The sequence below is a fragment of the Microbacterium amylolyticum genome (assembly GCF_011046975.1).
GTDB classification, from domain to species: Bacteria; Actinomycetota; Actinomycetes; order Actinomycetales; family Microbacteriaceae; genus Microbacterium; species Microbacterium amylolyticum.
The window spans coordinates 1,571,439-1,594,182 of the sequence record NZ_CP049253.1 but is presented as its reverse complement, the minus strand read 5'-3'; the positions used below and the strand labels follow the sequence as shown (position 1 = coordinate 1,594,182).

Here is a 22,744-nt window from a genome sequence, read left to right as displayed (position 1 = left end):
CGCGTTAGCCGCCCGTATATATATGCCTCGTCCGTAAGATAGACGACAGAGTCCCGCCAGCTGCCCCGCATTTTGCGGCCCCACGACGAGGAGTACGCCCATGATTGTGCTCCTCGCGGCGTTCGCCGGGCTGGCAATCCTGCTGGTGCCGATCGCACGCTGGCTGGGACCGAGGGTGTTCTTTCTTGCGGCGGCGCTTCCCCTCGGGGCCTTCATTCACGCTCTGTTGCAGACGGGGCGCGTTCTCGAGGGGAACATTCCTCTCGAAGAATACGAGTGGATCGCCCCGCTGGGTGTGTCGATATCGATGCGGATGGACACCCTCAGCTGGGTGATGACGCTGCTCGTGACCGGCGTCGGGGCCCTCGTGCTGCTGTACTGCCGCGACTACTTCCGCGGCACGAAGAACGGACTCGGCCGCTTCGCCGCTGTCCTCTTGGCCTTCGCCGGGGCGATGTACGGGCTCGTTCTCACGGACGACATCATCATGCTCGTCATCTTCTGGGAGATCACGAGTGTTCTGTCTTACCTTCTGATCGGTCACTACTTCACGCGTGCGGCGAGCCGACGTGCGGCGTTACAGTCCCTCTTGACGACCACCCTTGGCGGCCTCGTCATGTTCGTTGGCGCGGTGATCCTCGCGGTTGTTGCGCAGACGAACAGCATCCAGGTGATCCTCCAAGAAGCCCCCAACGGCATGCTCGTCGACGTTGCTCTTGTGTGTCTCCTGATCGGCGCCATGAGCAAGTCGGCGCTGTTCCCCTTCCACTTCTGGTTGCCCGGCGCGATGGCTGCTCCCACTCCCGTCAGCGCGTATCTGCACGCCGCGGCGATGGTGAAAGCCGGCATCTATCTGCTCGCCCGCTTTGCTCCGGCTTTCGGGGAGGCCGATCCGTGGCGGCCGATCCTCGTCAGTTTCGGCATTTTCACGATGCTCCTCGGCGGGTACCAGGCGCTGCGCGAGCGAGATCTCAAACGCGTTCTTGCGTACGGAACCGTCAGCCAGCTCGGTTTCCTTTCCGTTGTCATTGGATACGGAACTCAGGACACCGCTCTTGCGGGCATCGCCATGCTTGTCGCCCACTCGCTCTTCAAAGCCACCCTGTTTCTCGTTGTCGGAATCATCGACCGTCAGCTCGGAACGCGTGACGTCGATAAACTCAATGGCCTCGGCAAACAGGCTCCAACGCTCGCGGCGATCTCCATCATTGCGATTGCGTCAATGGCCGGCTTGCCGCCTTTCCTCGGTTTCGTCGGCAAGGAGGCCGCGCTCGCCTCGCTCCTCGACGCCGCTCTCGATGGCAGTGGGTGGGGCTGGATAGCGCTCGTTGGCGTTGTCGTGGGCTCAATGCTCACGTTTGCGTATGGCGTGCGCTTCGTGTGGGGCGCGTTCTGGACGAAGCGTGACAGCGCGGGCGTCCTCCGAGAGAAGACGGTGTGGCCGGATCCGCCGATCGGCTTCCTTGTCAGCCCGCTGATCCTGACGGTACTGACCGTGATCGGCGGAATCGCAGCTCCCGTTCTCGACAGGCTGTTCGCCCCGTATGCCGAGAGCGTTCCCGGGGAGGGCGGGTATCACCTCGCCCTCTGGCACGGTCTCGAACCGGCGTTGGGCCTCTCCGTTCTCGCTGCGGCGGGCGGCGTCGGAGTGTTCTGGCTCTCGATCGCCACGGGATGGGACCGCACGGGTCGTCTCCTGCGGTACCACGCCAACGACGTCTACTACGGCGTGACACGACTGGTCGATCGCCTTGCGGTTTTCGTCACCTGGGCCACCCACTGGGGATCATTGCCGATCTACGTCGGAACGGTTTTCGTCGTACTGATCGCCTCCCAGGGCACGGTCTTGCTGTCGAGCGCTGAGTGGCGCGTCGAGCTCGAGGCCTGGCACCACCCCGCCCAACCGGTTACGGCGATTCTGATGATCGCGGCGGCGGTTGTCGCCGTTCGCGCACGGAAGCGCTTTACGGGTGTGATTCTCGTTTCCGTCACGGGTCTGGGCATGGTCGTGTTCTTCGCGCTTTCCGGCGCGCCCGATCTCGCCGTCACACAGGTGCTCGTCGAAACGGTCACGCTTGTCGCCTTCGCTCTTGTTCTGCGACGCATCCCGTCGCGCATGGGCGACCCTGGCCCCGTGGCGCACCGCATTCTCCGCGGGGTGATCGGCGCCGGCGTCGGCCTGACGATGGCGGCGGTGGCGATCATCGCCGCGAGCGCCCGTACTCACCGACCCGTCTCTGATGAGTGGGAAGAACTCGCGTACACGATCGGTCACGGCAGAAACATCGTCAACGTCGCGCTCGTTGACCTGCGTGGCTGGGACACCATGGGCGAGTTGAGCGTTCTCGTTGTTGCGGCAACGGGTGTTGCGTCGCTCGTGTTCGTCACAGCGCGCGGCGACCGACTCTCACAGATCCGGCGCGTTGTTCGCGCGAAGACGTCTCGCGCGGTGTGGCGTGCCGCGCGGCACCAGCCGCTGGTCGAGACGACAGGCGGCATCGAAGTCCAGACGTCGGAGAATCGCGATCGGCCGCGCGCGTGGCTCGCGGGAGGCGCACGGATGGATGCGCCGTCGCGAGCCCTCGTGTTGGAAGTCGTCGTTCGAATCCTTTTCCACACCATCATCGTGATCTCGCTCTACCTGGTCTTCGCGGGGCACAACCTTCCCGGAGGTGGTTTCGCCGGCGGGCTGGTTGCCGGCCTGGCCCTGGTGATGCGATACGTGGCCGGCGGTCGATGGGAGCTAGGCCTGGCCGCGCCGACCGATGCCGGACGGCTGCTGGGAGCCGGTATGGCGATTGCCGTCGGAACAGCGATTGCCCCGATGGTGTTTGGCCTTGACCCCCTTACGCGCGCAGTCTGGGAGGCCGACCTTCCTCTCGTTGGTCACGTGCACTTTGTCACGTCGACGTTCTTCGATATCGGCGTTTATCTCGTTGTGATCGGGCTTGTGCTCGACGTTCTTCGTTCGTTGGGGGCCGAGGTGGACCGGCAAATCGATGATGACGGCGGCCGCACGTTCACGGCCGTCACGGCCCCGGAACCGAATGGATCGGAGGGGCGCTCATGAGCGTTTCGCTGAGCCTTGTGATCGTGATGGCCGCCCTGTATGCGCTGGGCGTGTACGCCATGCTCGAGCGCAGCCTCACTCGTGTGCTCATCGGCTTCCTGCTGCTCGGCAACGGCTCGAACCTGCTCATCCTTATTGCGATGGGGTATCCCGGCGTTTCACCGTTCTACGGCTGGGGGGACGAACAGTCCGATCCCCTTCCGCAGGCCCTGATGCTCACGGCCATCGTCATCACCTTCGCCGTCAGCGCGTTTCTTCTGGCGCTGATCTATCGCTCCTGGCAACTCGGACAGGCCGACACGGTCGAGGACGACGAAGAAGACCTCGCTGTGCGCGAGCGTGCTGAGGCGACCGAGGACATCATGGACGACGAAGAAGAGGTTGCAGAGCAAGGCGACGAGGAGACGACCGACTTCTCCGATACGGGGGTTGAGCCCATTACCGCGGCGATGCTCGAACTCGACGATCGACGGGGAGGGGAGTGATGAGTCAGCTGGTTCCTCTTTTCGTTGCTCTTCCGCTGCTCGGGGCGGCGATGGCGCTGATCCTCGCGCGGCATCGTCTGATGCAGGTGGGTGTGTCGATCGTCACCCTGTCGGCAACGTTCCTTCTTGCCGTTTTCATGCTCTATGTCGTCGACACAGGAACGCCACTTGCGGTATCGGTCGGCGGGTGGCCTCTTCCGTTCGGCATCGTGCTGTATGTCGACCGGCTTTCCGCGCTGCTGGTGGCGGTTTCGAGCATCGTGCTGCTGGCGGTTTTGTTGTTCTCCGTTGGGCAGGGCGCGGCGGATGGCGATGAGGACACCCCCGTCACGATCTTCCATCCGACGTATCTGATCCTGGCTGCGGGCGTTTTTAACGCCTTCATCGCTGGTGACCTCTTCAACTTCTATGTGGGCTTCGAGATCCTGCTCGTGGCGTCGTATGTGCTCATTACCCTCGGGTCGACGAAGGAACGCATCCGCGCGGGAACGGTCTACATCGTCGTTTCGCTTGTCTCGAGCCTGATTTTCATTTCCGCGATCGCGGTGATCTACGGCGCGCTGGGCACGGTCAACATGGCGCAGATCGCCGAGAGGATGACGGAGCTTCCCGCCGAGGTGCAGATGCTGCTGCACGTGATGTTGCTGCTGGGCTTCGCCGTGAAGGCCGCCATCTTCCCGCTGTCGTTCTGGTTGCCCGACTCCTATCCGACGGCGCCGGCACCTGTTACGGCGGTGTTCGCGGGGCTGCTGACCAAGGTGGGTGTCTACGCGATCATCCGCACCGAGATGCAGCTGTTCCACGACAGTGATCTCGATGCGATCCTGGCGATCGTTGCCGTTGTCACCATGATCGTCGGCATTCTCGGCGCGGTTGCGCAGGCCGAGATGAAGCGCATTTTGTCGTTCACACTCGTCAGTCACGTCGGCTACATGGTTTTCGGAATCGCGATTGCGAGCGAGAAGGCTGCCGGCGCCACGGTGTACTACATGGTGCACCACATCATCGTTCAGACCACGCTGTTCCTTGCGGTCGGGTTGATCGAGCGATACGCGGGGTCGACGTCGATTCTGCGTGTCAAGGGAATCGCAAAGGCCGCGCCCTTCCTCGCAGCGCTCTATCTGATTCCCGCGCTGAACCTGGGTGGGTTGCCGCCCTTCTCGGGCTTCCTGGGCAAATTCGCGCTGTTCGACGCCGCTGCTGAAGAAGGAACGGCGCTCATGTGGGTGGGCGTTGGTGCGGGAGTTGTGACCTCCCTTCTGACGCTGTATGCGTTGATGCGGGCGTGGAACCTTGCCTTTTGGCGTGAAGAGAACGACTCCGCCGAGACCGAGGCGCGCATTGAATACCTCACCAGCGCCCCGGATGCCGACTTGCAGACGCGTCGTCGTGCGATTCCGCGCATCATGACGAGCTCAACGGCGGGAATGGTCGTCATCATTGTCGGTCTGACCGTTTTCGCCGGTCCGCTCTACGAGATCTGCGACCGGATTGGTCAGGAGCTGTTGCTACCGATCTCGCTCGTGCAGCTGGAGGGGGTGGAACAAACAACATGAGAACACGATTCTGGGTACGTCGATCCTGGGCACAACTTCCGTTCTTTCTCTGGCTTGTTCTTCTCTGGATGCTGTTGTGGGGGCAGCTGACGTGGCTTGCGTTCGTGACGGGTATTGCCGTTGCCACCTATGTCACGACAGCTTTTCGCCTTCCAACGGCCGAGTTGTCTGGCCGGTTCAACCCGTTCTGGTTGCTGGTCTTTGTCGTGCACTTCCTCGCTGAGCTCATCGTTGGCGCTCTGCAGGTGGCATGGCAGACGATTTCGCCGCGCCCGACCGCGACGTCGATCGTCCGCGCACCGCTGCGCATCGATGACGATTTGACGATGACCCACACTTCGGTGGCGATGTCTTTGGTTCCGGGCACGGCCGTTATCGAGGCCGATCGCGAGAACCGGGTGCTCTACTTGCACGCATTGGGCGTGACAACACCCGCCGGCGCCGACCGGGTGCGCAGCGAGGTGCTCGCGTGGGAGATGCGCATCGTTCGCGCACTGGGTTCGCGAGACGCCTATACGACCGTTCGGGCGAAAGCCCCCACCTATGAGAAGCGTCGTGCTGCGCAGTGGGGAGTGGACGTATGACCGTTCAGAGCATCCTCATCGGCGTCACGCTCGTGGTGTTCGGTGCCGCGGCGGCACTCACGATTGTGCGCATGGTCAAGGGCCCGTCGATTCTGGACCGGGCGATCGCCGGCGATGTTCTCCTGACGATGGTGTTGTGCATCATGGGGGCCGAGGCCGTTATCAACCACCGCACCGACACTCTGCCCGTGATGTTGATGATCGCCGCGACGGGCATTCTCGGCACGATCTTGGTCGCTCGGTTCGTTGCTCGACGTGATGGCGGGGGTGAGAAGCGATGATCATCGACATCATTGCGCTGGCCCTTGTGCTGGGCGGCGCCCTTCTGTGCCTGACGGCGGCAATCGGCCTGCTCCGGTTCCGTGATGTTCCCTCGCGGCTGCATGCTGCCACCAAGCCGCAGGTGCTGGGGCTCATGCTGATCGCGACCGCGGTGGCGCTTGCGTTGCGATCGTGGGCGGTTGTTGCGTTCCTCATCCCGATCGTCTTGATCCAGATGGCAACGGCACCGCTCGCCGCGCACGTGGTGGGCCGTCAGGCCTACCGCAACGGCACGCTCGATCAGGACACGGTTGTGATCGACGAGCTCAAGGACCATCCCGAGGTACACGACGATCGGGGATAACCCTTCCTCCGTCGCGTCAGCGCCCTGTCCCCTATTGGATAGGGCGCTGACGCGTTCTGGGGCGAATCGCCGGCCCTCGAACGACACGCCCGGGGGTGGGGTGGGTTGGCGGGGCCGCGATTTCCGCGTAATGTAATCCCTTGTCGCCGCCAAGCGGTGAGGTTGAGCCGGAAGGTTCCCCGCCCCAGGACATGCGACAGGCAGGAAAACTTATTATGAGTTTCGGTCTGGTTTTACTTCTTCGGGAGTGAATATGAATCGGGATTGTCGTTTGAGACGCTCCCAGGATTCATTCAGGCAGAGCGAGTAAGTTAGTTTCTTGTCGCCGATTCGGTTCTGCTGGTTCTGATTCGTCAAGTTGTTGGGTTTCTTTGAAACTTACGGCGTGTCGGATTTGACAGAGAGAATCGCTTCGGATAAGATAGAGAAGTTGCCCCAGAGGGCCGGCTTGGAAGAGTCGGGGCTGGGAGCGTCTGATCCTTGAGAACTCAACAGCGTGCACTTGTCAAATGCCAAATTATCCTCGGCACTCACTTTGTGGGTGTTTGAGAATTCCTTTGGATCATTTGATGTCAGTAATGACATCTATTTATATGGTCAGTTCAAACTCGCTGCTTCCGCGTTTTCCCGCGGTGGTATGCATCTTTTCTTTATGGAGAGTTTGATCCTGGCTCAGGATGAACGCTGGCGGCGTGCTTAACACATGCAAGTCGAACGATGAAGCTCCAGCTTGCTGGAGTGGATTAGTGGCGAACGGGTGAGTAACACGTGAGCAACCTGCCCCGAACTCTGGGATAAGCGCTGGAAACGGCGTCTAATACCGGATACGAACCAGAGCGGCATCGCTTCTGGTGGGAAAGAATTTCGGTTCGGGAGGGGCTCGCGGCCTATCAGCTAGTTGGTGAGGTAATGGCTCACCAAGGCGTCGACGGGTAGCCGGCCTGAGAGGGTGACCGGCCACACTGGGACTGAGACACGGCCCAGACTCCTACGGGAGGCAGCAGTGGGGAATATTGCACAATGGGCGCAAGCCTGATGCAGCAACGCCGCGTGAGGGACGACGGCCTTCGGGTTGTAAACCTCTTTTAGTAGGGAAGAAGCCTTCGGGTGACGGTACCTGCAGAAAAAGCGCCGGCTAACTACGTGCCAGCAGCCGCGGTAATACGTAGGGCGCAAGCGTTATCCGGAATTATTGGGCGTAAAGAGCTCGTAGGCGGTTTGTCGCGTCTGCTGTGAAAACTGGAGGCTCAACCTCCAGCCTGCAGTGGGTACGGGCAGACTAGAGTGCGGTAGGGGAGATTGGAATTCCTGGTGTAGCGGTGGAATGCGCAGATATCAGGAGGAACACCGATGGCGAAGGCAGATCTCTGGGCCGTAACTGACGCTGAGGAGCGAAAGAGTGGGGAGCAAACAGGCTTAGATACCCTGGTAGTCCACTCCGTAAACGTTGGGAACTAGTTGTGGGGGCCTTTCCACGGTCTCCGTGACGCAGCTAACGCATTAAGTTCCCCGCCTGGGGAGTACGGCCGCAAGGCTAAAACTCAAAGGAATTGACGGGGACCCGCACAAGCGGCGGAGCATGCGGATTAATTCGATGCAACGCGAAGAACCTTACCAAGGCTTGACATATACCGGAAACGGCTGGAGACAGTCGCCCCCTTGTGGTCGGTATACAGGTGGTGCATGGTTGTCGTCAGCTCGTGTCGTGAGATGTTGGGTTAAGTCCCGCAACGAGCGCAACCCTCGTTCTATGTTGCCAGCACGTTATGGTGGGAACTCATGGAATACTGCCGGGGTCAACTCGGAGGAAGGTGGGGATGACGTCAAATCATCATGCCCCTTATGTCTTGGGCTTCACGCATGCTACAATGGCCGGTACAATGGGCTGCGATACCGCGAGGTGGAGCGAATCCCAAAAAGCCGGTCCCAGTTCGGATTGTAGTCTGCAACTCGACTACATGAAGTCGGAGTCGCTAGTAATCGCAGATCAGCAACGCTGCGGTGAATACGTTCCCGGGTCTTGTACACACCGCCCGTCAAGTCATGAAAGTCGGTAACACCTGAAGCCGGTGGCCTAACCCTTTTGGGAGGGAGCTGTCGAAGGTGGGATCGGTAATTAGGACTAAGTCGTAACAAGGTAGCCGTACCGGAAGGTGCGGCTGGATCACCTCCTTTCTAAGGAGCTTCTGACACTTTCGGGTGTCCAGAGCCTCGTTCGGAGCGAATGTCTTCGGAGGGGTTTGCTCATGGGTGGAACATTTGACAGGGCGTCTCTTCTGCGGGGCGATTTTTAGTACACCAGCTTGCTGGTCGGAACGGGGTCGTTGTGTGGTGGGGGCGCGTGCACGTTGTTGGGTCCTGAAGGCTCAGTCGTTTGACTGCAGCTTTCCGCCCTGTGTTGAAGCCTTTGTGGTGGATGCGTGGGTGCGACCGTACTTTGAGAACTACACAGTGGACGCGAGCATCTTAAAGAAAGCGAACACACAAGGCTTTTGTTTTGTGTGACTCATGTGATTTCAAGTCTTTAAGAGCAAACGGTGGATGCCTTGGCATCTGGAGCCGAAGAAGGACGTAGCAATCTGCGATAAGCCTTGGGGAGCCGATAAGCGGGCTGTGATCCGAGGATTTCCGAATGGGGAAACCCCGCTGGGTGCGTTTACGTATCCCAGTGACTCCCGTCTGAATATATAGGGCGGGTAGAGGGAACGTGGGGAAGTGAAACATCTCAGTACCCACAGGAAGAGAAAACAAAAGTGATTCCGTGAGTAGTGGCGAGCGAAAGCGGATGAGGCTAAACCGAGCGTGTGTGATAGCCGGCAGGCGTTGCACGTTCGGGGTTGTGGGACCTACCTAAAATCGCTGCCGTGGTTTTGATCGTACAGAAGCGTATAGACGAACAGGTTTGAATGCCTGACCAGAGAGAGTGCGAGTCTCGTAGTCGACATGCGTGTTCTGCGGTGGAAGGTATCCCAAGTAGCACCGGGCCCGTGAAATCCGGTGTGAATCTGTCAGGACCACCTGATAAGCCTAAATACTTCCAGATGACCGATAGCGGACAAGTACCGTGAGGGAAAGGTGAAAAGTACCCCGGGAGGGGAGTGAAATAGTACCTGAAACCGTTTGCTTACAAACCGTTGGAGCTCCCATTGAGGGGTGACAGCGTGCCTTTTGAAGAATGAGCCTGCGAGTTAGTGATACGTGGCGAGGTTAACCCGAGTGGGGTAGCCGTAGCGAAAGCGAGTCTGAATAGGGCGATCGAGTCGCGTGTTCTAGACCCGAAGCGAAGTGATCTATCCATGGCCAGGTTGAAGCGACGGTAAGACGTCGTGGAGGACCGAACCCACTTAGGTTGAAAACTGAGGGGATGAGCTGTGGATAGGGGTGAAAGGCCAATCAAACTTCGTGATAGCTGGTTCTCTCCGAAATGCATTTAGGTGCAGCGTTGCGTGTTTCTTGCCGGAGGTAGAGCTACTGGATGGCCGATGGGCCCCAAAAGGTTACTGACGTCAGCCAAACTCCGAATGCCGGTAAGTGAGAGCGCAGCAGTGAGACGGTGGGGGATAAGCTTCATCGTCGAGAGGGAAACAACCCAGACCACCATCTAAGGTCCCTAAGCGCGTGCTAAGTGGGAAAGGATGTGGAGTTGCTTAGACAACCAGGAGGTTGGCTTAGAAGCAGCCACCCTTGAAAGAGTGCGTAATAGCTCACTGGTCAAGTGATTCCGCGCCGACAATGTAGCGGGGCTCAAGCACGCCACCGAAGTTGTGGCATTGACACATGCGATAGGCCTTCGTGGTCCAGTCGTGTTGATGGGTAGGAGAGCGTCGTGTGCTGGGTGAAGCGGCGGAGTGATCCAGCCGTGGACGGCACACGAGTGAGAATGCAGGCATGAGTAGCGAATGACACGCGAGAAACGTGTCCTCCGAAAGACCAAGGGTTCCAGGGTCAAGCTAATCTTCCCTGGGTAAGTCGGGACCTAAGGCGAGGCCGACAGGCGTAGTCGATGGACAACGGGTTGATATTCCCGTACCGGCGAAGAACCGCCCAAGCTAATCCAGTGGTGCTAAGTGCCCGAAACCTTCTATCGTTGCCTTCGGGTGACACCGGGAGGTGGAGCGCACGACCCCATGCTGGTGCGGTTAGCGTATTAACAGGTGTGACGCAGGAAGGTAGCCCATGCCAGGCGATGGTTGTCCTGGTTCAAGCATGTAGGCCGAGAGATAGGCAAATCCGTCTCTCGTGATGGCTGAGATGTGATGAGGATAAGTGGGTGATCCTATGCTGCCGAGAAAAGCATCGACGCGAGGTTCTAGCTGCCCGTACCCCAAACCGACTCAGGTGGTCAGGTAGAGAATACCAAGGAGATCGAGATAATCGTGGTTAAGGAACTCGGCAAAATGGCCCCGTAACTTCGGGAGAAGGGGCGCCCAGCGCGTATAGGACTTGCTCTGAAAGCGTGTGTGGGCCGCAGAGACCAGTGGGGAACGACTGTTTATTAAAAACACAGGTCCGTGCTAAGTTGCAAGACGATGTATACGGACTGACGCCTGCCCGGTGCCGGAAGGTTAAGAGGACGGGTTAACCGTAAGGTGAAGCTCAGAATTTAAGCCCCGGTAAACGGCGGTGGTAACTATAACCATCCTAAGGTAGCGAAATTCCTTGTCGGGTAAGTTCCGACCTGCACGAATGGCGTAACGATTCCCCAACTGTCTCAACCACGAACTCGGCGAAATTGCATTACGAGTAAAGATGCTCGTTACGCGCAGCAGGACGGAAAGACCCCGTGACCTTTACTATAGCTTGGTATTGGTGTTCTGTATGGCTTGTGTAGGATAGGTGGGAGACTGTGAAGCATTCACGCTAGTGTGTGTGGAGTCGTTGTTGAAATACCACTCTGGTCATTTGGGACATCTAACTTCGGACCGTAATCCGGTTCAGGGACAGTGCCTGGTGGGTAGTTTAACTGGGGCGGTTGCCTCCCAAAGAGTAACGGAGGCGCCCAAAGGTTCCCTCAACCTGGTTGGCAATCAGGTGGCGAGTGTAAGTGCACAAGGGAGCTTGACTGTGAGACTGACAGGTCGAGCAGGGACGAAAGTCGGGACTAGTGATCCGGCAGTGGCTTGTGGAAGCGCTGTCGCTCAACGGATAAAAGGTACCTCGGGGATAACAGGCTGATCTTGCCCAAGAGTCCATATCGACGGCATGGTTTGGCACCTCGATGTCGGCTCGTCGCATCCTGGGGCTGGAGTAGGTCCCAAGGGTTGGGCTGTTCGCCCATTAAAGCGGTACGCGAGCTGGGTTTAGAACGTCGTGAGACAGTTCGGTCCCTATCCGCTGCGCGCGTAGGAAGTTTGAGAGGATCTGACCCTAGTACGAGAGGACCGGGTTGGACGAACCTCTGGTGTGCCAGTTGTTCCGCCAGGAGCATGGCTGGTTGGCTACGTTCGGGATGGATAACCGCTGAAAGCATCTAAGCGGGAAGCCGGCCTCAAGATGAGACTTCCATGGACTTCGGTCCGAGAGGCTCCCAGCAGACTACTGGGTTGATAGGCCAGATGTGGAAGCACAGTAATGTGTGTAGCTGACTGGTACTAATAAGCCGATGACTTGATAACATTTCACCTTCTGCGGGTGTACGCGTCCACTTTGTGGTTCTCAGAGTACGGTTTCACCGTTCTGGGGCCTGTTGATATTTGAATAGTGATTCGCTGTTCGAAACATAGGTTTACCGCCCGTTTTGGGTTGGTTGATGAGTGTTTCGGCGGTTATAGCGAGAGGGAAACGCCCGGTTACATTCCGAACCCGGAAGCTAAGCCTCTCAGCGCCGATGGTACTGCATGGGGGACTGTGTGGGAGAGTAGGACACCGCCGGACTTAACGTAAAACAAGAAGGCCACCCAATGCTGGGTGGCCTTTTTGCATTCCCGGAAGGTGCCGCGAACCGACTCCGCGCATTCGCGCAGAGACGCTTCGCGTCACCGTCCGGAGCCGCGTTACCCCAACACGGATGCTGCTGCTGTCTGCCGCGCAGCGTCGGGGGACGTGGGGTGGAAGATTCCCGCGCGAACATCACGGGAGAGCCGGGCGAGCTCGCTGCCGTTGCGGAACGCGCCGCCGCCGGCAACGATCACGGCATCGTCGACGACCTTCTGCGCAGCGGTCACGGCGCGGTCCTTCATGCCCGAGAGCAACGAGAACCACCGTGCGCCGTGATCAACGCCCGCGTCGATATCGCGGCTGAGCGCCGACAACTGCAGCGGAAGAGCATCGTGCGTGATGACCATCGCTCCCACGCGGCTTCTCACAACGGGATCCTCGGCGCGCGTCAGTCCCGACTTCTTCGATATTCGCGCTCGTGCAGCCTCGCCCGCGAGCGCGATCGCGCGTTCGGCAAGACCGGTGTACACAGACGCGATGAGGAGCGTAAACGCCGCGAAGATGGCGAACTGCATGGCATCGGGGCCCGGACCGGGGTCCACTCGGCGGACCACACGATCGGCCGCCGCAACGGCGCCGGCAAGATCGGTTGTGCGGCTCTGTGTTCCGCGCATTCCGATCGTGTCCCAGTCATCTCGTGCGGTGATCGCTTCGCTGCGCTCGATGAAGGCGAACACGATCATGTCGCGGTCCTCGGAGGCGCTGTCGAGACCGTGTACGCCAAGCCGCGTCCACACGGGAGAGAGTGACGTGAAGATCTTCGTGCCGGTGAAGGCGTACCCGCCATCGCCTGTCGGCGCCGCCTGCGTATCGCTTCCGAAGAGCATGAGGTCGTTTCCGGGCTCGCTGATCCCGAAGGCAAACACCTCTCCGCGCGCGGCCTCGTCCTGAAGGAATAACAGGCTGTCGTCGCCGCGATTGTGGAGGATCAGCGCAACCGCCGTCCACACGAGGTGCATGTTCACTGCCAGCGCGGTGGCCGGCGCGGCCGTGGCGAGGCGCTGTTGGAGCACAGAGGCCTGTTCCAGGGAGAGCCCTGCTCCTCCTCGCTCCTCGGGGACGAGGATGCGCAAATAGCCCGCCTCGCGCAGCTCGATGAGGTCGTGCTCGGGGAAAACATTGTCACGATCAACCTGCGCAGCGCGGGAGCGAATGCGCTCGAGAAGGGCATCTGGCAGGTGATCCGAGGGGGTGAACGTCGTGCTCATGACCGCCAGCCTACGGCCGAGGAAGACACGCCGGGGCGCAGGCGATCAGCGGACGCACAGCGCTTCGAATGTCAGGGGTGGTCACTACCGTGGGACCTGTGGAGAACTTCCCTCCCCGGGCGGTTTTCCGCAGGTCACGCGCGGGGCTGCGGGCATCATCGCCTGTGCACGAATCGGTGCATAACTCTGTGGAGAACGGTGGAAAACGACACGAGTGTAACTACTACCCCTAGTGGTGCTCCCCGTTCGGCATCACTATATGTAGTATTGAGGTCCCGGCAGTGCGACGCCGGAGCAGTTACTTGTCCTGGAGGGGAAAACATGTCGATTACCGTCTACAGCAAGCCATCGTGCGTGCAGTGCAACGCGACGTACCGCGCCTTGGACGCGAAGGGCATCGAGTACCAGGTCACCGACGTGACGGAAGATGCCGCCGCTCTCGAGCAGGTCAAGTCGCTCGGCTACCTGCAGGCCCCCGTTGTCATCGCCGACGAGGACCACTGGTCGGGCTTCCGCCCGGACAAGATCAACGAACTGGCCTCACGTCTCGCGTGAAACACCACTGATTCGGAGGAGGCGCCATGTCAACGACAGCCGCCGCCCCGATGACGATGGTCAGCGCCGATGCCGCAACAGGATCAGCGCCCCGGCTGTCGCGTCGCGTCCCGCTGATCGTTTTCTTTTCGAGCGTCTCGGGAAATACCGCGCGGTTTGTGGAAAAGCTCGGTTTCCGCGCCAAACAGATCCCACTTCACCGACACGACGAACAGCTTGAGGTTCATGAGCCGTACGTCCTTGTCCTTCCCACCTACGGTGGGGGCAACGGGCAGGGGGCAGTTCCCAAGCAGGTCATCCGCTTCCTGAATGACGAGCGGAACCGCGCGTGGATCCGCGGGGTTGTGTCAACAGGAAATACCAACTTCGGCGAGGCGTACTGCATCGCCGGCGACATCATCAGTCACAAGTGCCAGGTGCCGCACTTGGACAGGGTTGAACTTTTTGGCACACCAGACGATGTGGCTCGCGTGAGCGACGGATTGGAATCATGGTGGACACGGCAGTGACCGTCCAGCAGCTCGACTTCAAGCACGACCCTGCGTTCGAGGGACTCGACTATCACTCCCTGAACGCCATGCTCAACCTGTACGACGCGGACGGGAAGATCCAGTTCGAGGCCGACAAGCGGGCCGCGCGGGAGTACTTCCTGCAGCACGTCAACCAGAACACGGTGTTCTTCCACTCCCTGCGCGAGCGTCTCGACTATCTCGTCGAGAAGGAGTATTACGAGGGCGCCGTCATCGAGCAGTATGACTTCGCGTTCATCGAGAAGCTCAACGACTTCGCCTATGGCAAGAAGTTCCGATTCGAAACCTTCCTCGGCGCGTTCAAGTACTACACCAGCTACACGCTGAAGACCTTCGACGGCAAGCGTTACCTGGAGCGCTTCGAGGACCGCGTCGTCATGACCGCCCTCGCGCTCGCGGACGGTGACGAGAAGCTGGCGTGGAACCTCGTCGACGAGATCATCGCCGGTCGCTTCCAGCCCGCAACGCCCACCTTCCTCAATGCCGGCAAGGCACAGCGCGGCGAGCTCGTCAGCTGCTTCCTGCTGCGCATTGAAGACAACATGGAGTCGATTGCCCGCGGCATCAACTCGGCCCTGCAGCTGTCCAAGCGCGGCGGCGGCGTTGCGCTCCTGCTGTCGAACATCCGCGAGTCGGGTGCGCCGATCAAGCAGATCGAGAACCAGTCCAGCGGCATTCTGCCCGTGATGAAGCTGCTGGAAGACTCCTTCAGCTACGCCAACCAGCTTGGCGCGCGCCAGGGGGCCGGTGCGGTGTACCTCAACGCCCACCACCCCGACATCATGCGATTCCTCGACACCAAGCGTGAGAACGCCGACGAGAAGATCCGTATCAAGACGCTGTCGCTGGGCGTTGTCGTTCCCGATATCACGTTCGAGCTGGCCAAGAACGATGAGGACATGTACCTGTTCTCGCCGTACGACGTCGAGCGTGTCTATGGTGTGCCCTTCGGCGACATCTCGGTCACCGAGAAGTACCGCGAGATGGTCGACGACCCGCGCATTAAGAAGACGAAGATCAACGCGCGTACGTTCTTCCAGACGCTCGCTGAGATTCAGTTCGAGTCCGGCTACCCGTACGTGATGTTCGAGGACACCGTCAACGCGGCGAACCCGATCAAGGGTCGCATCAACATGTCGAACCTCTGCAGCGAGATCCTGCAGGTCAACACCCCGACAACGCTGAACGTCGACCTGTCCTACGACCAGATCGGCAAGGACATCAGCTGCAACCTCGGCTCGTTGAACATCGCGCTGGCGATGGACGCCGAGAGCTTGGGCCAGACGGTTGAGACCGCTGTGCGCGCGCTGACGGCCGTCAGCAACCAGAGCAACATTGAGTCCGTACGGTCGATCGCCGATGGCAACGACCGTTCGCACGCGATCGGCCTCGGCCAGATGAACCTCCACGGCTACCTGTCGCGCGAGCGCATCTACTACGGCTCCGAAGAGGGCGTCGACTTCACGAACATCTACTTCTACACGGTGCTGTTCCACGCGCTACGCGCATCGAACAACATCGCGCGCGAACGTGGAACCTCGTTCGAGGGCTTCGCCGACTCGACTTACGCATCGGGTGAGTTCTTCGACAAGTACATCGAGCAGGAATGGACGCCGGCCACGCCGCGTGTCGAGCAGCTCTTCGCGGGTCACCACATCCCGACGCAGGACGACTGGCGCGAGCTGAAGGCCGCGATCCAGAAGGACGGGCTGTACAACCAGAACCTGCAGGCGGTTCCGCCGACCGGGTCGATCTCGTACATCAACAACTCGACCGCATCGATTCACCCGATCGCCTCGAAGATCGAGATCCGCAAGGAAGGCAAGCTCGGCCGCGTCTACTACCCGGCGCCGTTCATGACGAACGACAACCTGGAGTTCTACCAGGACGCGTACGAGATCGGCTACGAGAAGGTCATCGACACCTACGCCGCGGCAACGCAGCACGTTGACCAGGGCCTCTCGCTCACGCTGTTCTTCCCGGACACGGCCACCACGCGCGACATCAACCGCGCGCAGATCTACGCGTGGCGCAAGGGAATCAAGACCATCTACTACATCCGCCTCCGTCAGATGGCCCTCGAGGGCACCGAGGTGGAGGGCTGCGTCAGCTGCACGCTTTAGTGCTCTGACCAGGGATCTAGAGGAAAAAATGACCGAGAAGCTTCAGCTCCTGGATCACGTCCAGGCCATCAACTGGAACCGCATCGACGACGATAAAGACGTCGAGGTATGGAACCGACTCACCAGCAACTTCTGGCTGCCCGAGAAGGTGCCGCTGTCCAACGACATCCAGTCGTGGAACACGCTGACGCATGACGAGCAGCAGCTCACCATGCGCGTGTTCACGGGGCTCACCCTCCTTGACACCGTGCAGGCGACGGTTGGCGCCGTGTCGCTCATCCCCGATGCGCTGACCCCGCACGAAGAAGCCGTCTACACGAACATCGCGTTCATGGAATCGGTGCACGCGAAGAGCTACTCGTCGATCTTCTCGACACTCGCGTCCACCCCCGAGATCGACGCCGCCTTCCGGTGGTCCGTGGAGAATCCGAACCTTCAGAAGAAGGCTCAGATCGTCATGGACTACTACCGCGGAGACGACCCCCTCAAACGCAAGGTTGCGTCGACGCTGCTCGAGAGCTTCCTGTTCTACTCCGGGTTCTATCTGCCCATGTATTGGTCGAGCCACGCGAAGCTCACCAACACCGCCGACCTCATTCGCCTCATCATCCGCGACGAGGCCGTGCACGGCTACTACATCGGCTACAAGTTCCAGAAGGGCCTGGAGAAGCTCGATCAGGCCGCGAAGGACGAGATGAAGGACTACACGTTCTCGCTGCTGTACGAGCTCTACGACAACGAGGTGCAGTACACACAGGACCTTTACGACGCCGTTGGTCTCACTGAAGACGTCAAGAAGTTCCTGCACTACAACGCCAATAAGGCCCTGATGAACCTGGGCTACGAGGCGATGTTCCCCTCGAGCGTCACCGACGTCAACCCGGCTATCCTGTCGGCGCTGTCGCCCAACGCCGACGAGAACCACGACTTCTTCAGCGGCTCGGGATCCAGCTATGTGATCGGCAAGGCCGTCGCAACGGAAGACGACGACTGGGACTTCTAGAAGTTTTCTGAGAAGCCCCGGCTGAAAGCCTGGTCAGAGGCCCGGATCCGCGAAATCTCGCGGGTTCGGGCCTTACTCGTGCCCTCTGTTGGAAGACAGAGGAGAACAGAAATGACCAGGAATGTCCATTCGGAATGTCACGTGGATGGCACGTGGATGGCACCTGCGCACCTTCCCCATGGAAGCGCGGAGGCCAGCAGGCCGAGATTCGGCGGTGGCACACCGCCGGGGCCGTGCCACCTCGTGCCGTACGAGTGCCCGTGAACACGCTGCGATCCGCAGAAACACGCGGATGTTGGTGTCCCGCCGCATCGAGTGGCACGGAGTGGGACGAACGTCCAATCGCGTCCAGTCGAGTCCACGGGAGGGCATGATGCGCGGCACGAGACGTGAGACGTGGGGGAGCCTGCGCAAGCTCCCGTCCGGGCGTTGGCAGGCACGGTACCCGGCGCCAGACGGCGAGATGTACACCGCGCGAACCGACGACGACAAGGCACTGACTTTCGTATCCAAGACGGATGCCCGGAAGTGGCTGTCGTCGATGCACTCGAAAATTTCCCTTGGCCTGTGGGAGCCGCCTGCGGTCGTCGCGAAGCGGCGTCGTGCAGAGATTGCCGGCTCTTCGCAGTTGAGGGTGTCGTCAGGGTTGGCGGGGCGGTGGCCGGATAGGCGTCGAGGTCCCCCGAGGATGGAAGTTCCTACACTCACCATCCGGAAGACCTCGACGAGCTCGGCCTCGAGGCCGTCGGTCACTCGATGCCCCGGTGTTGTCAGGTGGGAGTCGCCGTGTCTCATCGGGCGGCTCCCGAAAATCACGTGAGTTGGAGCGTGGTGATGCAGGTCGCGGCGTCGTTCGCGGTCGAGAACGGGGTTTCGCCGGTCTTCCCGTCGTACGTCACCTCGATCGTCCCGCTCAGGTTGCGGGGGAGCCAGAACCCAGCGAACCCGTTGTCGAACGTGGTCGTGGTTTCTTCGAGAATCACGTTGCCAGTCGCATCGTCGATGAACCACACCTCGATTTGCTGCGCAGAGAGTTCTCCTCGGCAGGTCGTGAGGCTGTGGTAGAAGCACTCGTGTGTTTGCGAAACGAAGGGGGCAACCGAGACATAGGTCACGTCATCCGGCATGTCCAGGGAGACTTCGGTGACGTTGTCGGTCAGGACGAGGGCATTGGGCTGCACGGATGCGATCAAGTCGGCAGGCCGGTCGCTCACGTTCATTCGGTCGAGTGTGTCGACGATCTCCCTCGCCGACATGTCGGTCAGGTTGTGCGAGGCGAGCAGATCGGTGCCGGGAGTGTCGGGCGTTGCAGCATCCGGGGCAGAGCACCCAGCCAGCGTAAGAGAGAGGATTGCCGCAGCTGCCGCGGCAAGGATTGTGAGTCGCTTCATAGCGTCGTCTTTCAGTCGAGGCCCGGTGGCTTCCCTTAGCAGTCAAGGGTGCGCAACCGGTGCAGTGTGTTGGTGTTGCTGGGGTCGGCGCGCAAGTCGTTTCGCGCCGACCGGGACTGCTGCACGGATAGGTGACAGTTCCTAGTCACGCCGCCAGCGCGACGGTCGTGTTCATGATGGTCTCGAACTCGACCGGGGTCAAACGGCCCAGGCGGTCCTGGCGGCGTCGACGGCGAGCTTCGAGGTCATCCGGTCGCCCGTCTTTGATCGCGCAGCAGTAGAGCTCGCCTTCGTTCGTCCAATGTTCCGTGATATCGGTCAGCCAGAGCCGGTTCGGAGCGTCAGCGCGGAACTGTCGCTGGACGTGGTCATCGAACACGGGCGGCCCGGCCTTCTTGCTCTTCCCGCGGCGCCGGCGCTGCGCGGACGAGAGAATCCCGGCCTGCGAGCACAGATACGAGCGGGTACGTCATTTTGGGGAGCCACTGAGTTTCAGATTCGCCTGCGACAAATACGCCGCAGCCTTCCGGAGCACCTCGTTCTCTTGCTCAAGGAGACGATTCCGGCGCCGCAGCTCCCGCATCTCCGCCGCTTCGCCCACGGTCTGACCGGGACGGTTGCCTTCCTCGATATCGGCTTGGCGGAGCCAGTTCTGGAGCGTCGCTTCGCTGATCCCGAAATCAGTTGCGATCTGCTTGATGGTGACGCCACTCTCGCGGCGACGAGCGACCGCGACAACGTCCTCGCGGAACTCTCTGGGATAGGGACCGGGCATGATGACATCCTCCCCGTCAGCGCCTCCCGACGCTAACGATCAGTTGTCACCGATCCATTCCTCACGCCCTTCCTCACGACCCACACCTGCTGTTTCGATGGAGGCATGATGGCCCAGAAGGCCGTATTCGTCATCATTCCCGATGATCAGTAAGAGAAGGCCATTTCTCTCGTCGAGGACGCCGGAGCCACCGGAGTGACGGCGCTGTCGGCGCGAGGAGTCGGAAGCGGTTCGAAAAAGACGTTCTTCGGGGCGAGGTTCGCCGGTGCCCAGACCGCGTTGATCATGCTCCTCCCGGAGGAGAAGGTGAAGCCCGTCATGTCGTGTTTGAAGGACATCATCTACGACGGCGAGGACTCACACGGGATCTGCTTCGCCGTGCCAGTTGAGCAGATTTCACTTTCGCAGCTTGGCTAGCGCGCCTTGACGGCGGCGTCTCGCGGGAGGGGTATCGCGTGCTTCCCCCTCCCGCGAGAGCACGGGATCAGTACGCGACGGTGAAGCGGGCGCGGGAGTGCTGCGGCTTTTCGACCTCGTCGATGATGGCGGTGGCGAAGTCGGCACCGGAGATGAAGGAGTTGCCCTCGTCGTCGACGAGAAGAACATCGCCGCCAACGCGGAACGTTCCGAGCTTCTCCCCGGGTGCGAAGCTGCCGAAGCCTCCTGCGGGGCTGATGAAGAACCAGTCGAGGCTCTCATCGCTCGCGCGCAGGTCGTCAAGAACCGCCGTCATTTCGAGCGCTTCGGGCTTAAAGGCGTCAGGGAAGTCGGGGCCATCGACAACGCGGGGGCCGCCGGGGGAGACCTGCAGGGAACCGGCACCACCGATGATGCCGATGCGCACGCCGGCGGCTGCGGCGTCGTGTGCGAGCTCTGCGAGAGCGGCGCGCGTCTGGCCCGCCATGTCTCCGCGGGGCGCGATGGCCGAGATGACGACATCGGCGTTCTTCAACACCTCGGCACGCACCTCGGCGTCGAGAAGCGAGCCGGCGACGTACGTGACGTTCTCCTGCTGCTCCGCGGGCAGGGAGCGGCTGAGTGATGTCACGTCGTGTCCGCGCGACGCAGCCTCTGTGATCAGGTGTGTTCCGGCGTAGCCAGATCCGCCGAGAATAACGATGCGAGCCATAGACGTTCCTTTCGTTGGCAGCCCAAAAGGGCGCGTAACTTACTATAGGTAACTAGCAAGTGTGAAGGAACAAGTTACCTAAAAGTGCGTTGGTGGTATTTTCGATACCTGGAGGTCTGATGAACGACGGCTGGAACCCCTACGACCGCAACTGCCCATCGCGCCGGGTGCTCGATCGCATCGGTGACCGGTGGACGGTCCTCGTCGTCGGTGCCCTCGCCGACCGCCCGCTGCGGTTCAGCGAGATCACGAAGCGTGTCGACGGCATCTCGCAGAAAATGCTGACTCAGACCCTGCGCGGCCTCGAGCAGGACGGACTCGTGACCCGTACCGTGACGGCTGCCGTTCCCGTGCGCGTCGACTATGAGCTCACGCCCGCAGGTCATTCGCTGCGCACGCCGCTCAAGGCGCTCGAAGACTGGGCCTTCGAGCACATGGTCCCGATCCTCCAGGCGCGGGAACGTTACGCCGAAACCGCTTCGTAGGACAATGGCACCATGTCGATCCCGCTGATCACCGAGATGCCCGAACCGCAGTACATCATGTCGTCCGACGGCATCCGGCTCGCCACGTACGCGTGGGGCGAGGAAGACGCGCCGACGGTTTTCGCGGTGCATGGCTTCGCGTCAAGCGCGCGTGACAACTGGGTGGCAACGGGATGGGTGCGCGACATGTTGCGGGCGGGGCTGCGCGTTTTGGCGATCGATCAACGCGGACACGGCGCCAGCGAGAAGCCGCACGAGGCCACCGCGTACGTCATGGATGCCTTCATCGACGATGTTGCCACCGTGCTCGACACGTACCTGCTCGATTCCGTGCGGTACCTCGGGTACTCGCTGGGGGCCCGCGTCGGCTGGCACGCCGCCACGCTTCTGCGCGGCGATGAGATCGAGCGGGCTGTCCTCGGCGGGATCCCCGATGGCCGGCCCCTTGGCCGCCTCGACCTCGACCAGGCCCGCGCCCTCGCAGAAGAAGGCACACCCGTAACCGACCCCGTCACCCAGAACTACGTTGCGCTGGCCGAGCGCGTTCCGGGCAACGACCTCCGCGCGCTCGTTGCCCTGGCCGAAGGCATGCGTTTCGGGGACGCCGATCCCGACCTCAGCGATCCGCCACAACAGCGCGTCCTGTTCGCGACGGGGGAGAAGGACGCGGTTCTCGAGCAGTCCAAGCACCTTGCCGCGGCTGCGCCGAACGGAACGTTCCTGGAGGTGCCGGGGCGCCACCACTTCAACACCCCGGGATCACGCGACTTCCGGGAAAACGGCGTCGCGTTCCTCGCAGAAGCGGGTTAGTCGATTCCCAGGTCTGCGCGTATGCGCGCGACGTGGCCCGTGGCCTTCACGTTGTACTTCGCCAGCGCCACCGCGCCCTCTTCGTCGACGACGAACGTCGAACGGATAACGCCCTCGACCGTCTTGCCATAGTTCTTCTTCTCGCCCCACACGCCGTATGCACGATGCGTGGCCTTGTCCGGGTCGCTGAGCAACGGGTACGTCAGACCGTCGCGCTCTGCGAACTGCTTCAGCTTCGCCGGCTCATCGCGGGAAATGCCGACCACGTCGTAGCCCGCACCCTGAAGCGACGCCATCGAATCGCGGAAGTCACAGGCTTCCGTTGTGCACCCGGGCGTCATCGCGGCCGGGTAGAAGAAGATCACCAGCTTGCGCCCACGGAAGTCCGTCAGCGATACCGACTCTCCGTCCTGGTTCACAAGCGTGAAGTCGGGAGCATTCGATCCGGTTTCGAGGCGCGTCGTCATTCTCTGATTTT

At 60.8% G+C, this 22,744-nt stretch carries 20 protein-coding genes and 3 rRNA genes; 17 read left to right on the top strand and 6 right to left on the bottom strand.

All coding sequences use genetic code 11. The annotated features are described in order from the left end of the window. The first annotated feature begins 100 nt into the window (after positions 1 to 100). The 9 genes from G6N81_RS07865 (at position 101) to rrf (ending at position 12,194) form a co-directional block, all read left to right on the top strand. Positions 101 to 3,070 carry a Na+/H+ antiporter subunit A gene (locus G6N81_RS07865; protein WP_165135300.1) on the top strand — a complete coding sequence of 990 codons (2,970 nt, stop codon included), beginning with the start codon at positions 101 to 103 and terminating at the stop codon, positions 3,068 to 3,070. After that, on the top strand, positions 3,067 to 3,555 hold the full coding sequence (locus tag G6N81_RS07860; RefSeq protein WP_165135297.1) for a Na(+)/H(+) antiporter subunit C: 489 nt from the start codon (positions 3,067 to 3,069) through the stop codon (positions 3,553 to 3,555). Before G6N81_RS07865 ends, G6N81_RS07860 begins: the two co-directional genes overlap by 4 nt. After that, positions 3,555 to 5,111, top strand: a complete 1,557-nt coding sequence (locus G6N81_RS07855) for a Na+/H+ antiporter subunit D (RefSeq protein WP_165135294.1) — start codon at positions 3,555 to 3,557, stop codon at positions 5,109 to 5,111. Before G6N81_RS07860 ends, G6N81_RS07855 begins: the two co-directional genes overlap by 1 nt. Continuing rightward, a complete protein-coding gene (locus tag G6N81_RS07850; RefSeq protein WP_165135291.1) occupies positions 5,108 to 5,695 on the top strand; it encodes a Na+/H+ antiporter subunit E in 588 nt (195 codons plus the stop codon). The genes G6N81_RS07855 and G6N81_RS07850 overlap by 4 nt, the downstream gene beginning before the upstream one ends. Next, positions 5,692 to 5,976, top strand: a complete 285-nt coding sequence (locus G6N81_RS07845) for an MrpF/PhaF family protein (RefSeq protein WP_165135288.1) — start codon at positions 5,692 to 5,694, stop codon at positions 5,974 to 5,976. Before G6N81_RS07850 ends, G6N81_RS07845 begins: the two co-directional genes overlap by 4 nt. Next, positions 5,973 to 6,320, top strand: coding sequence for a monovalent cation/H(+) antiporter subunit G (gene mnhG, locus G6N81_RS07840; protein WP_165135285.1), 348 nt, complete (start codon positions 5,973 to 5,975; stop codon positions 6,318 to 6,320). Before G6N81_RS07845 ends, mnhG begins: the two co-directional genes overlap by 4 nt. A 649-nt stretch (positions 6,321 to 6,969) precedes the next feature. Then, positions 6,970 to 8,495: ribosomal RNA gene (locus G6N81_RS07835) — 16S ribosomal RNA — on the top strand. A 339-nt stretch (positions 8,496 to 8,834) separates the two neighbouring features. Then, a 23S ribosomal RNA gene (locus tag G6N81_RS07830) occupies positions 8,835 to 11,935 on the top strand. 142 nt (positions 11,936 to 12,077) lie between these two features. Beyond that, a 5S ribosomal RNA gene (rrf, locus tag G6N81_RS07825) occupies positions 12,078 to 12,194 on the top strand. Together the 16S, 23S and 5S rRNA genes form the textbook arrangement of a ribosomal RNA operon. Before the next feature lie 119 nt (positions 12,195 to 12,313). Here the strand turns inward: rrf and G6N81_RS07820 are convergent. Beyond that, entirely contained in the window at positions 12,314 to 13,465 is a 1,152-nt protein-coding gene (locus G6N81_RS07820; protein ID WP_165135282.1) for an acyl-CoA dehydrogenase family protein, read from the bottom strand. A 321-nt stretch (positions 13,466 to 13,786) separates the two neighbouring features. Here G6N81_RS07820 and nrdH point away from each other — a divergent pair, with 321 nt between their 5' ends. The 5 genes from nrdH (at position 13,787) to G6N81_RS13005 (ending at position 18,496) form a co-directional block, all read left to right on the top strand. Continuing rightward, a complete protein-coding gene (nrdH, locus tag G6N81_RS07815; protein WP_165135279.1) occupies positions 13,787 to 14,020 on the top strand; it encodes a glutaredoxin-like protein NrdH in 234 nt (77 codons plus the stop codon). Between the two features lie 56 nt (positions 14,021 to 14,076). Continuing rightward, positions 14,077 to 14,529 (top strand): class Ib ribonucleoside-diphosphate reductase assembly flavoprotein NrdI, encoded by a 453-nt coding sequence (gene nrdI / locus G6N81_RS07810; RefSeq protein ID WP_241245135.1) that lies wholly within the window; start codon positions 14,077 to 14,079, stop codon positions 14,527 to 14,529. Further along, positions 14,511 to 16,673, top strand: coding sequence for a class 1b ribonucleoside-diphosphate reductase subunit alpha (nrdE, locus tag G6N81_RS07805; protein WP_165135273.1), 2,163 nt, complete (start codon positions 14,511 to 14,513; stop codon positions 16,671 to 16,673). The genes nrdI and nrdE overlap by 19 nt, the downstream gene beginning before the upstream one ends. A gap of 28 nt (positions 16,674 to 16,701) precedes the next feature. After that, entirely contained in the window at positions 16,702 to 17,676 is a 975-nt protein-coding gene (nrdF, locus tag G6N81_RS07800) for a class 1b ribonucleoside-diphosphate reductase subunit beta (protein ID WP_165135270.1), read from the top strand. Positions 17,677 to 17,797: 121 nt separating this feature from the next. Further along, a complete protein-coding gene (locus G6N81_RS13005) occupies positions 17,798 to 18,496 on the top strand; it encodes a hypothetical protein (protein ID WP_478335202.1) in 699 nt (232 codons plus the stop codon). On the opposite strand, the gene G6N81_RS07795 is transcribed toward G6N81_RS13005, so the two are convergent. From G6N81_RS07795 to G6N81_RS12580, 3 genes are all read right to left on the bottom strand, one after another. Beyond that, positions 18,489 to 19,067: a CueP family metal-binding protein gene (locus tag G6N81_RS07795; protein ID WP_165135267.1), complete on the bottom strand. Its 579-nt coding sequence runs from the start codon at positions 19,065 to 19,067 to the stop codon at positions 18,489 to 18,491. The genes G6N81_RS13005 and G6N81_RS07795 overlap by 8 nt on opposite strands. 145 nt (positions 19,068 to 19,212) lie before the next feature. Continuing rightward, entirely contained in the window at positions 19,213 to 19,446 is a 234-nt protein-coding gene (locus G6N81_RS07790; protein WP_165135264.1) for a hypothetical protein, read from the bottom strand. A 90-nt stretch (positions 19,447 to 19,536) separates the two neighbouring features. Beyond that, complete coding sequence (locus G6N81_RS12580; protein ID WP_206527854.1) at positions 19,537 to 19,842, bottom strand: transposase; 306 nt, start codon at positions 19,840 to 19,842, stop codon at positions 19,537 to 19,539. Positions 19,843 to 20,037: 195 nt separating this feature from the next. Here G6N81_RS12580 and G6N81_RS07780 point away from each other — a divergent pair, with 195 nt between their 5' ends. Further along, positions 20,038 to 20,259: a hypothetical protein gene (locus G6N81_RS07780; protein ID WP_165135261.1), complete on the top strand. Its 222-nt coding sequence runs from the start codon at positions 20,038 to 20,040 to the stop codon at positions 20,257 to 20,259. A 67-nt stretch (positions 20,260 to 20,326) separates the two neighbouring features. Here G6N81_RS07780 and G6N81_RS07775 read toward each other — a convergent pair whose 3' ends face one another. After that, positions 20,327 to 20,971 carry an NAD(P)-dependent oxidoreductase gene (locus G6N81_RS07775; protein ID WP_165135258.1) on the bottom strand — a complete coding sequence of 215 codons (645 nt, stop codon included), beginning with the start codon at positions 20,969 to 20,971 and terminating at the stop codon, positions 20,327 to 20,329. A 119-nt stretch (positions 20,972 to 21,090) separates the two neighbouring features. On the opposite strand from G6N81_RS07775, the gene G6N81_RS07770 reads away from it, so the two are divergent. Both G6N81_RS07770 and G6N81_RS07765 read left to right on the top strand, forming a co-directional pair. Further along, entirely contained in the window at positions 21,091 to 21,456 is a 366-nt protein-coding gene (locus G6N81_RS07770) for a winged helix-turn-helix transcriptional regulator (RefSeq protein ID WP_165135255.1), read from the top strand. Between the two features lie 12 nt (positions 21,457 to 21,468). Further along, positions 21,469 to 22,266: an alpha/beta fold hydrolase gene (locus tag G6N81_RS07765; RefSeq protein WP_165135252.1), complete on the top strand. Its 798-nt coding sequence runs from the start codon at positions 21,469 to 21,471 to the stop codon at positions 22,264 to 22,266. Here G6N81_RS07765 and bcp read toward each other — a convergent pair. Then, a complete protein-coding gene (gene bcp, locus G6N81_RS07760; protein ID WP_165135249.1) occupies positions 22,263 to 22,733 on the bottom strand; it encodes a thioredoxin-dependent thiol peroxidase in 471 nt (156 codons plus the stop codon). The genes G6N81_RS07765 and bcp overlap by 4 nt on opposite strands. Positions 22,734 to 22,744: the final 11 nt, after the last annotated feature.

What these genes read in the sequence shown, in the direction of transcription:
- G6N81_RS07865 (WP_165135300.1), top strand. Translation starts at nt 101, where the DNA reads ATGATTGTGCTCCTCGCGGCGTTCGCCGGGCTGGCAATCCTGCTGGTG.
- G6N81_RS07860 (WP_165135297.1), top strand. Translation starts at nt 3,067, where the DNA reads ATGAGCGTTTCGCTGAGCCTTGTGATCGTGATGGCCGCCCTGTATGCG.
- G6N81_RS07855 (WP_165135294.1), top strand. Translation starts at nt 3,555, where the DNA reads ATGAGTCAGCTGGTTCCTCTTTTCGTTGCTCTTCCGCTGCTCGGGGCG.
- G6N81_RS07850 (WP_165135291.1), top strand. Translation starts at nt 5,108, where the DNA reads ATGAGAACACGATTCTGGGTACGTCGATCCTGGGCACAACTTCCGTTC.
- G6N81_RS07845 (WP_165135288.1), top strand. Translation starts at nt 5,692, where the DNA reads ATGACCGTTCAGAGCATCCTCATCGGCGTCACGCTCGTGGTGTTCGGT.
- mnhG (WP_165135285.1), top strand. Translation starts at nt 5,973, where the DNA reads ATGATCATCGACATCATTGCGCTGGCCCTTGTGCTGGGCGGCGCCCTT.
- G6N81_RS07820 (WP_165135282.1), bottom strand. Translation starts at nt 13,465, where the DNA reads ATGAGCACGACGTTCACCCCCTCGGATCACCTGCCAGATGCCCTTCTC.
- nrdH (WP_165135279.1), top strand. Translation starts at nt 13,787, where the DNA reads ATGTCGATTACCGTCTACAGCAAGCCATCGTGCGTGCAGTGCAACGCG.
- nrdI (WP_241245135.1), top strand. Translation starts at nt 14,077, where the DNA reads ATGGTCAGCGCCGATGCCGCAACAGGATCAGCGCCCCGGCTGTCGCGT.
- nrdE (WP_165135273.1), top strand. Translation starts at nt 14,511, where the DNA reads ATGGTGGACACGGCAGTGACCGTCCAGCAGCTCGACTTCAAGCACGAC.
- nrdF (WP_165135270.1), top strand. Translation starts at nt 16,702, where the DNA reads ATGACCGAGAAGCTTCAGCTCCTGGATCACGTCCAGGCCATCAACTGG.
- G6N81_RS13005 (WP_478335202.1), top strand. Translation starts at nt 17,798, where the DNA reads ATGTCCATTCGGAATGTCACGTGGATGGCACGTGGATGGCACCTGCGC.
- G6N81_RS07795 (WP_165135267.1), bottom strand. Translation starts at nt 19,067, where the DNA reads ATGAAGCGACTCACAATCCTTGCCGCGGCAGCTGCGGCAATCCTCTCT.
- G6N81_RS12580 (WP_206527854.1), bottom strand. Translation starts at nt 19,842, where the DNA reads ATGCCCGGTCCCTATCCCAGAGAGTTCCGCGAGGACGTTGTCGCGGTC.
- G6N81_RS07775 (WP_165135258.1), bottom strand. Translation starts at nt 20,971, where the DNA reads ATGGCTCGCATCGTTATTCTCGGCGGATCTGGCTACGCCGGAACACAC.
- G6N81_RS07770 (WP_165135255.1), top strand. Translation starts at nt 21,091, where the DNA reads ATGAACGACGGCTGGAACCCCTACGACCGCAACTGCCCATCGCGCCGG.
- G6N81_RS07765 (WP_165135252.1), top strand. Translation starts at nt 21,469, where the DNA reads ATGTCGATCCCGCTGATCACCGAGATGCCCGAACCGCAGTACATCATG.
- bcp (WP_165135249.1), bottom strand. Translation starts at nt 22,733, where the DNA reads ATGACGACGCGCCTCGAAACCGGATCGAATGCTCCCGACTTCACGCTT.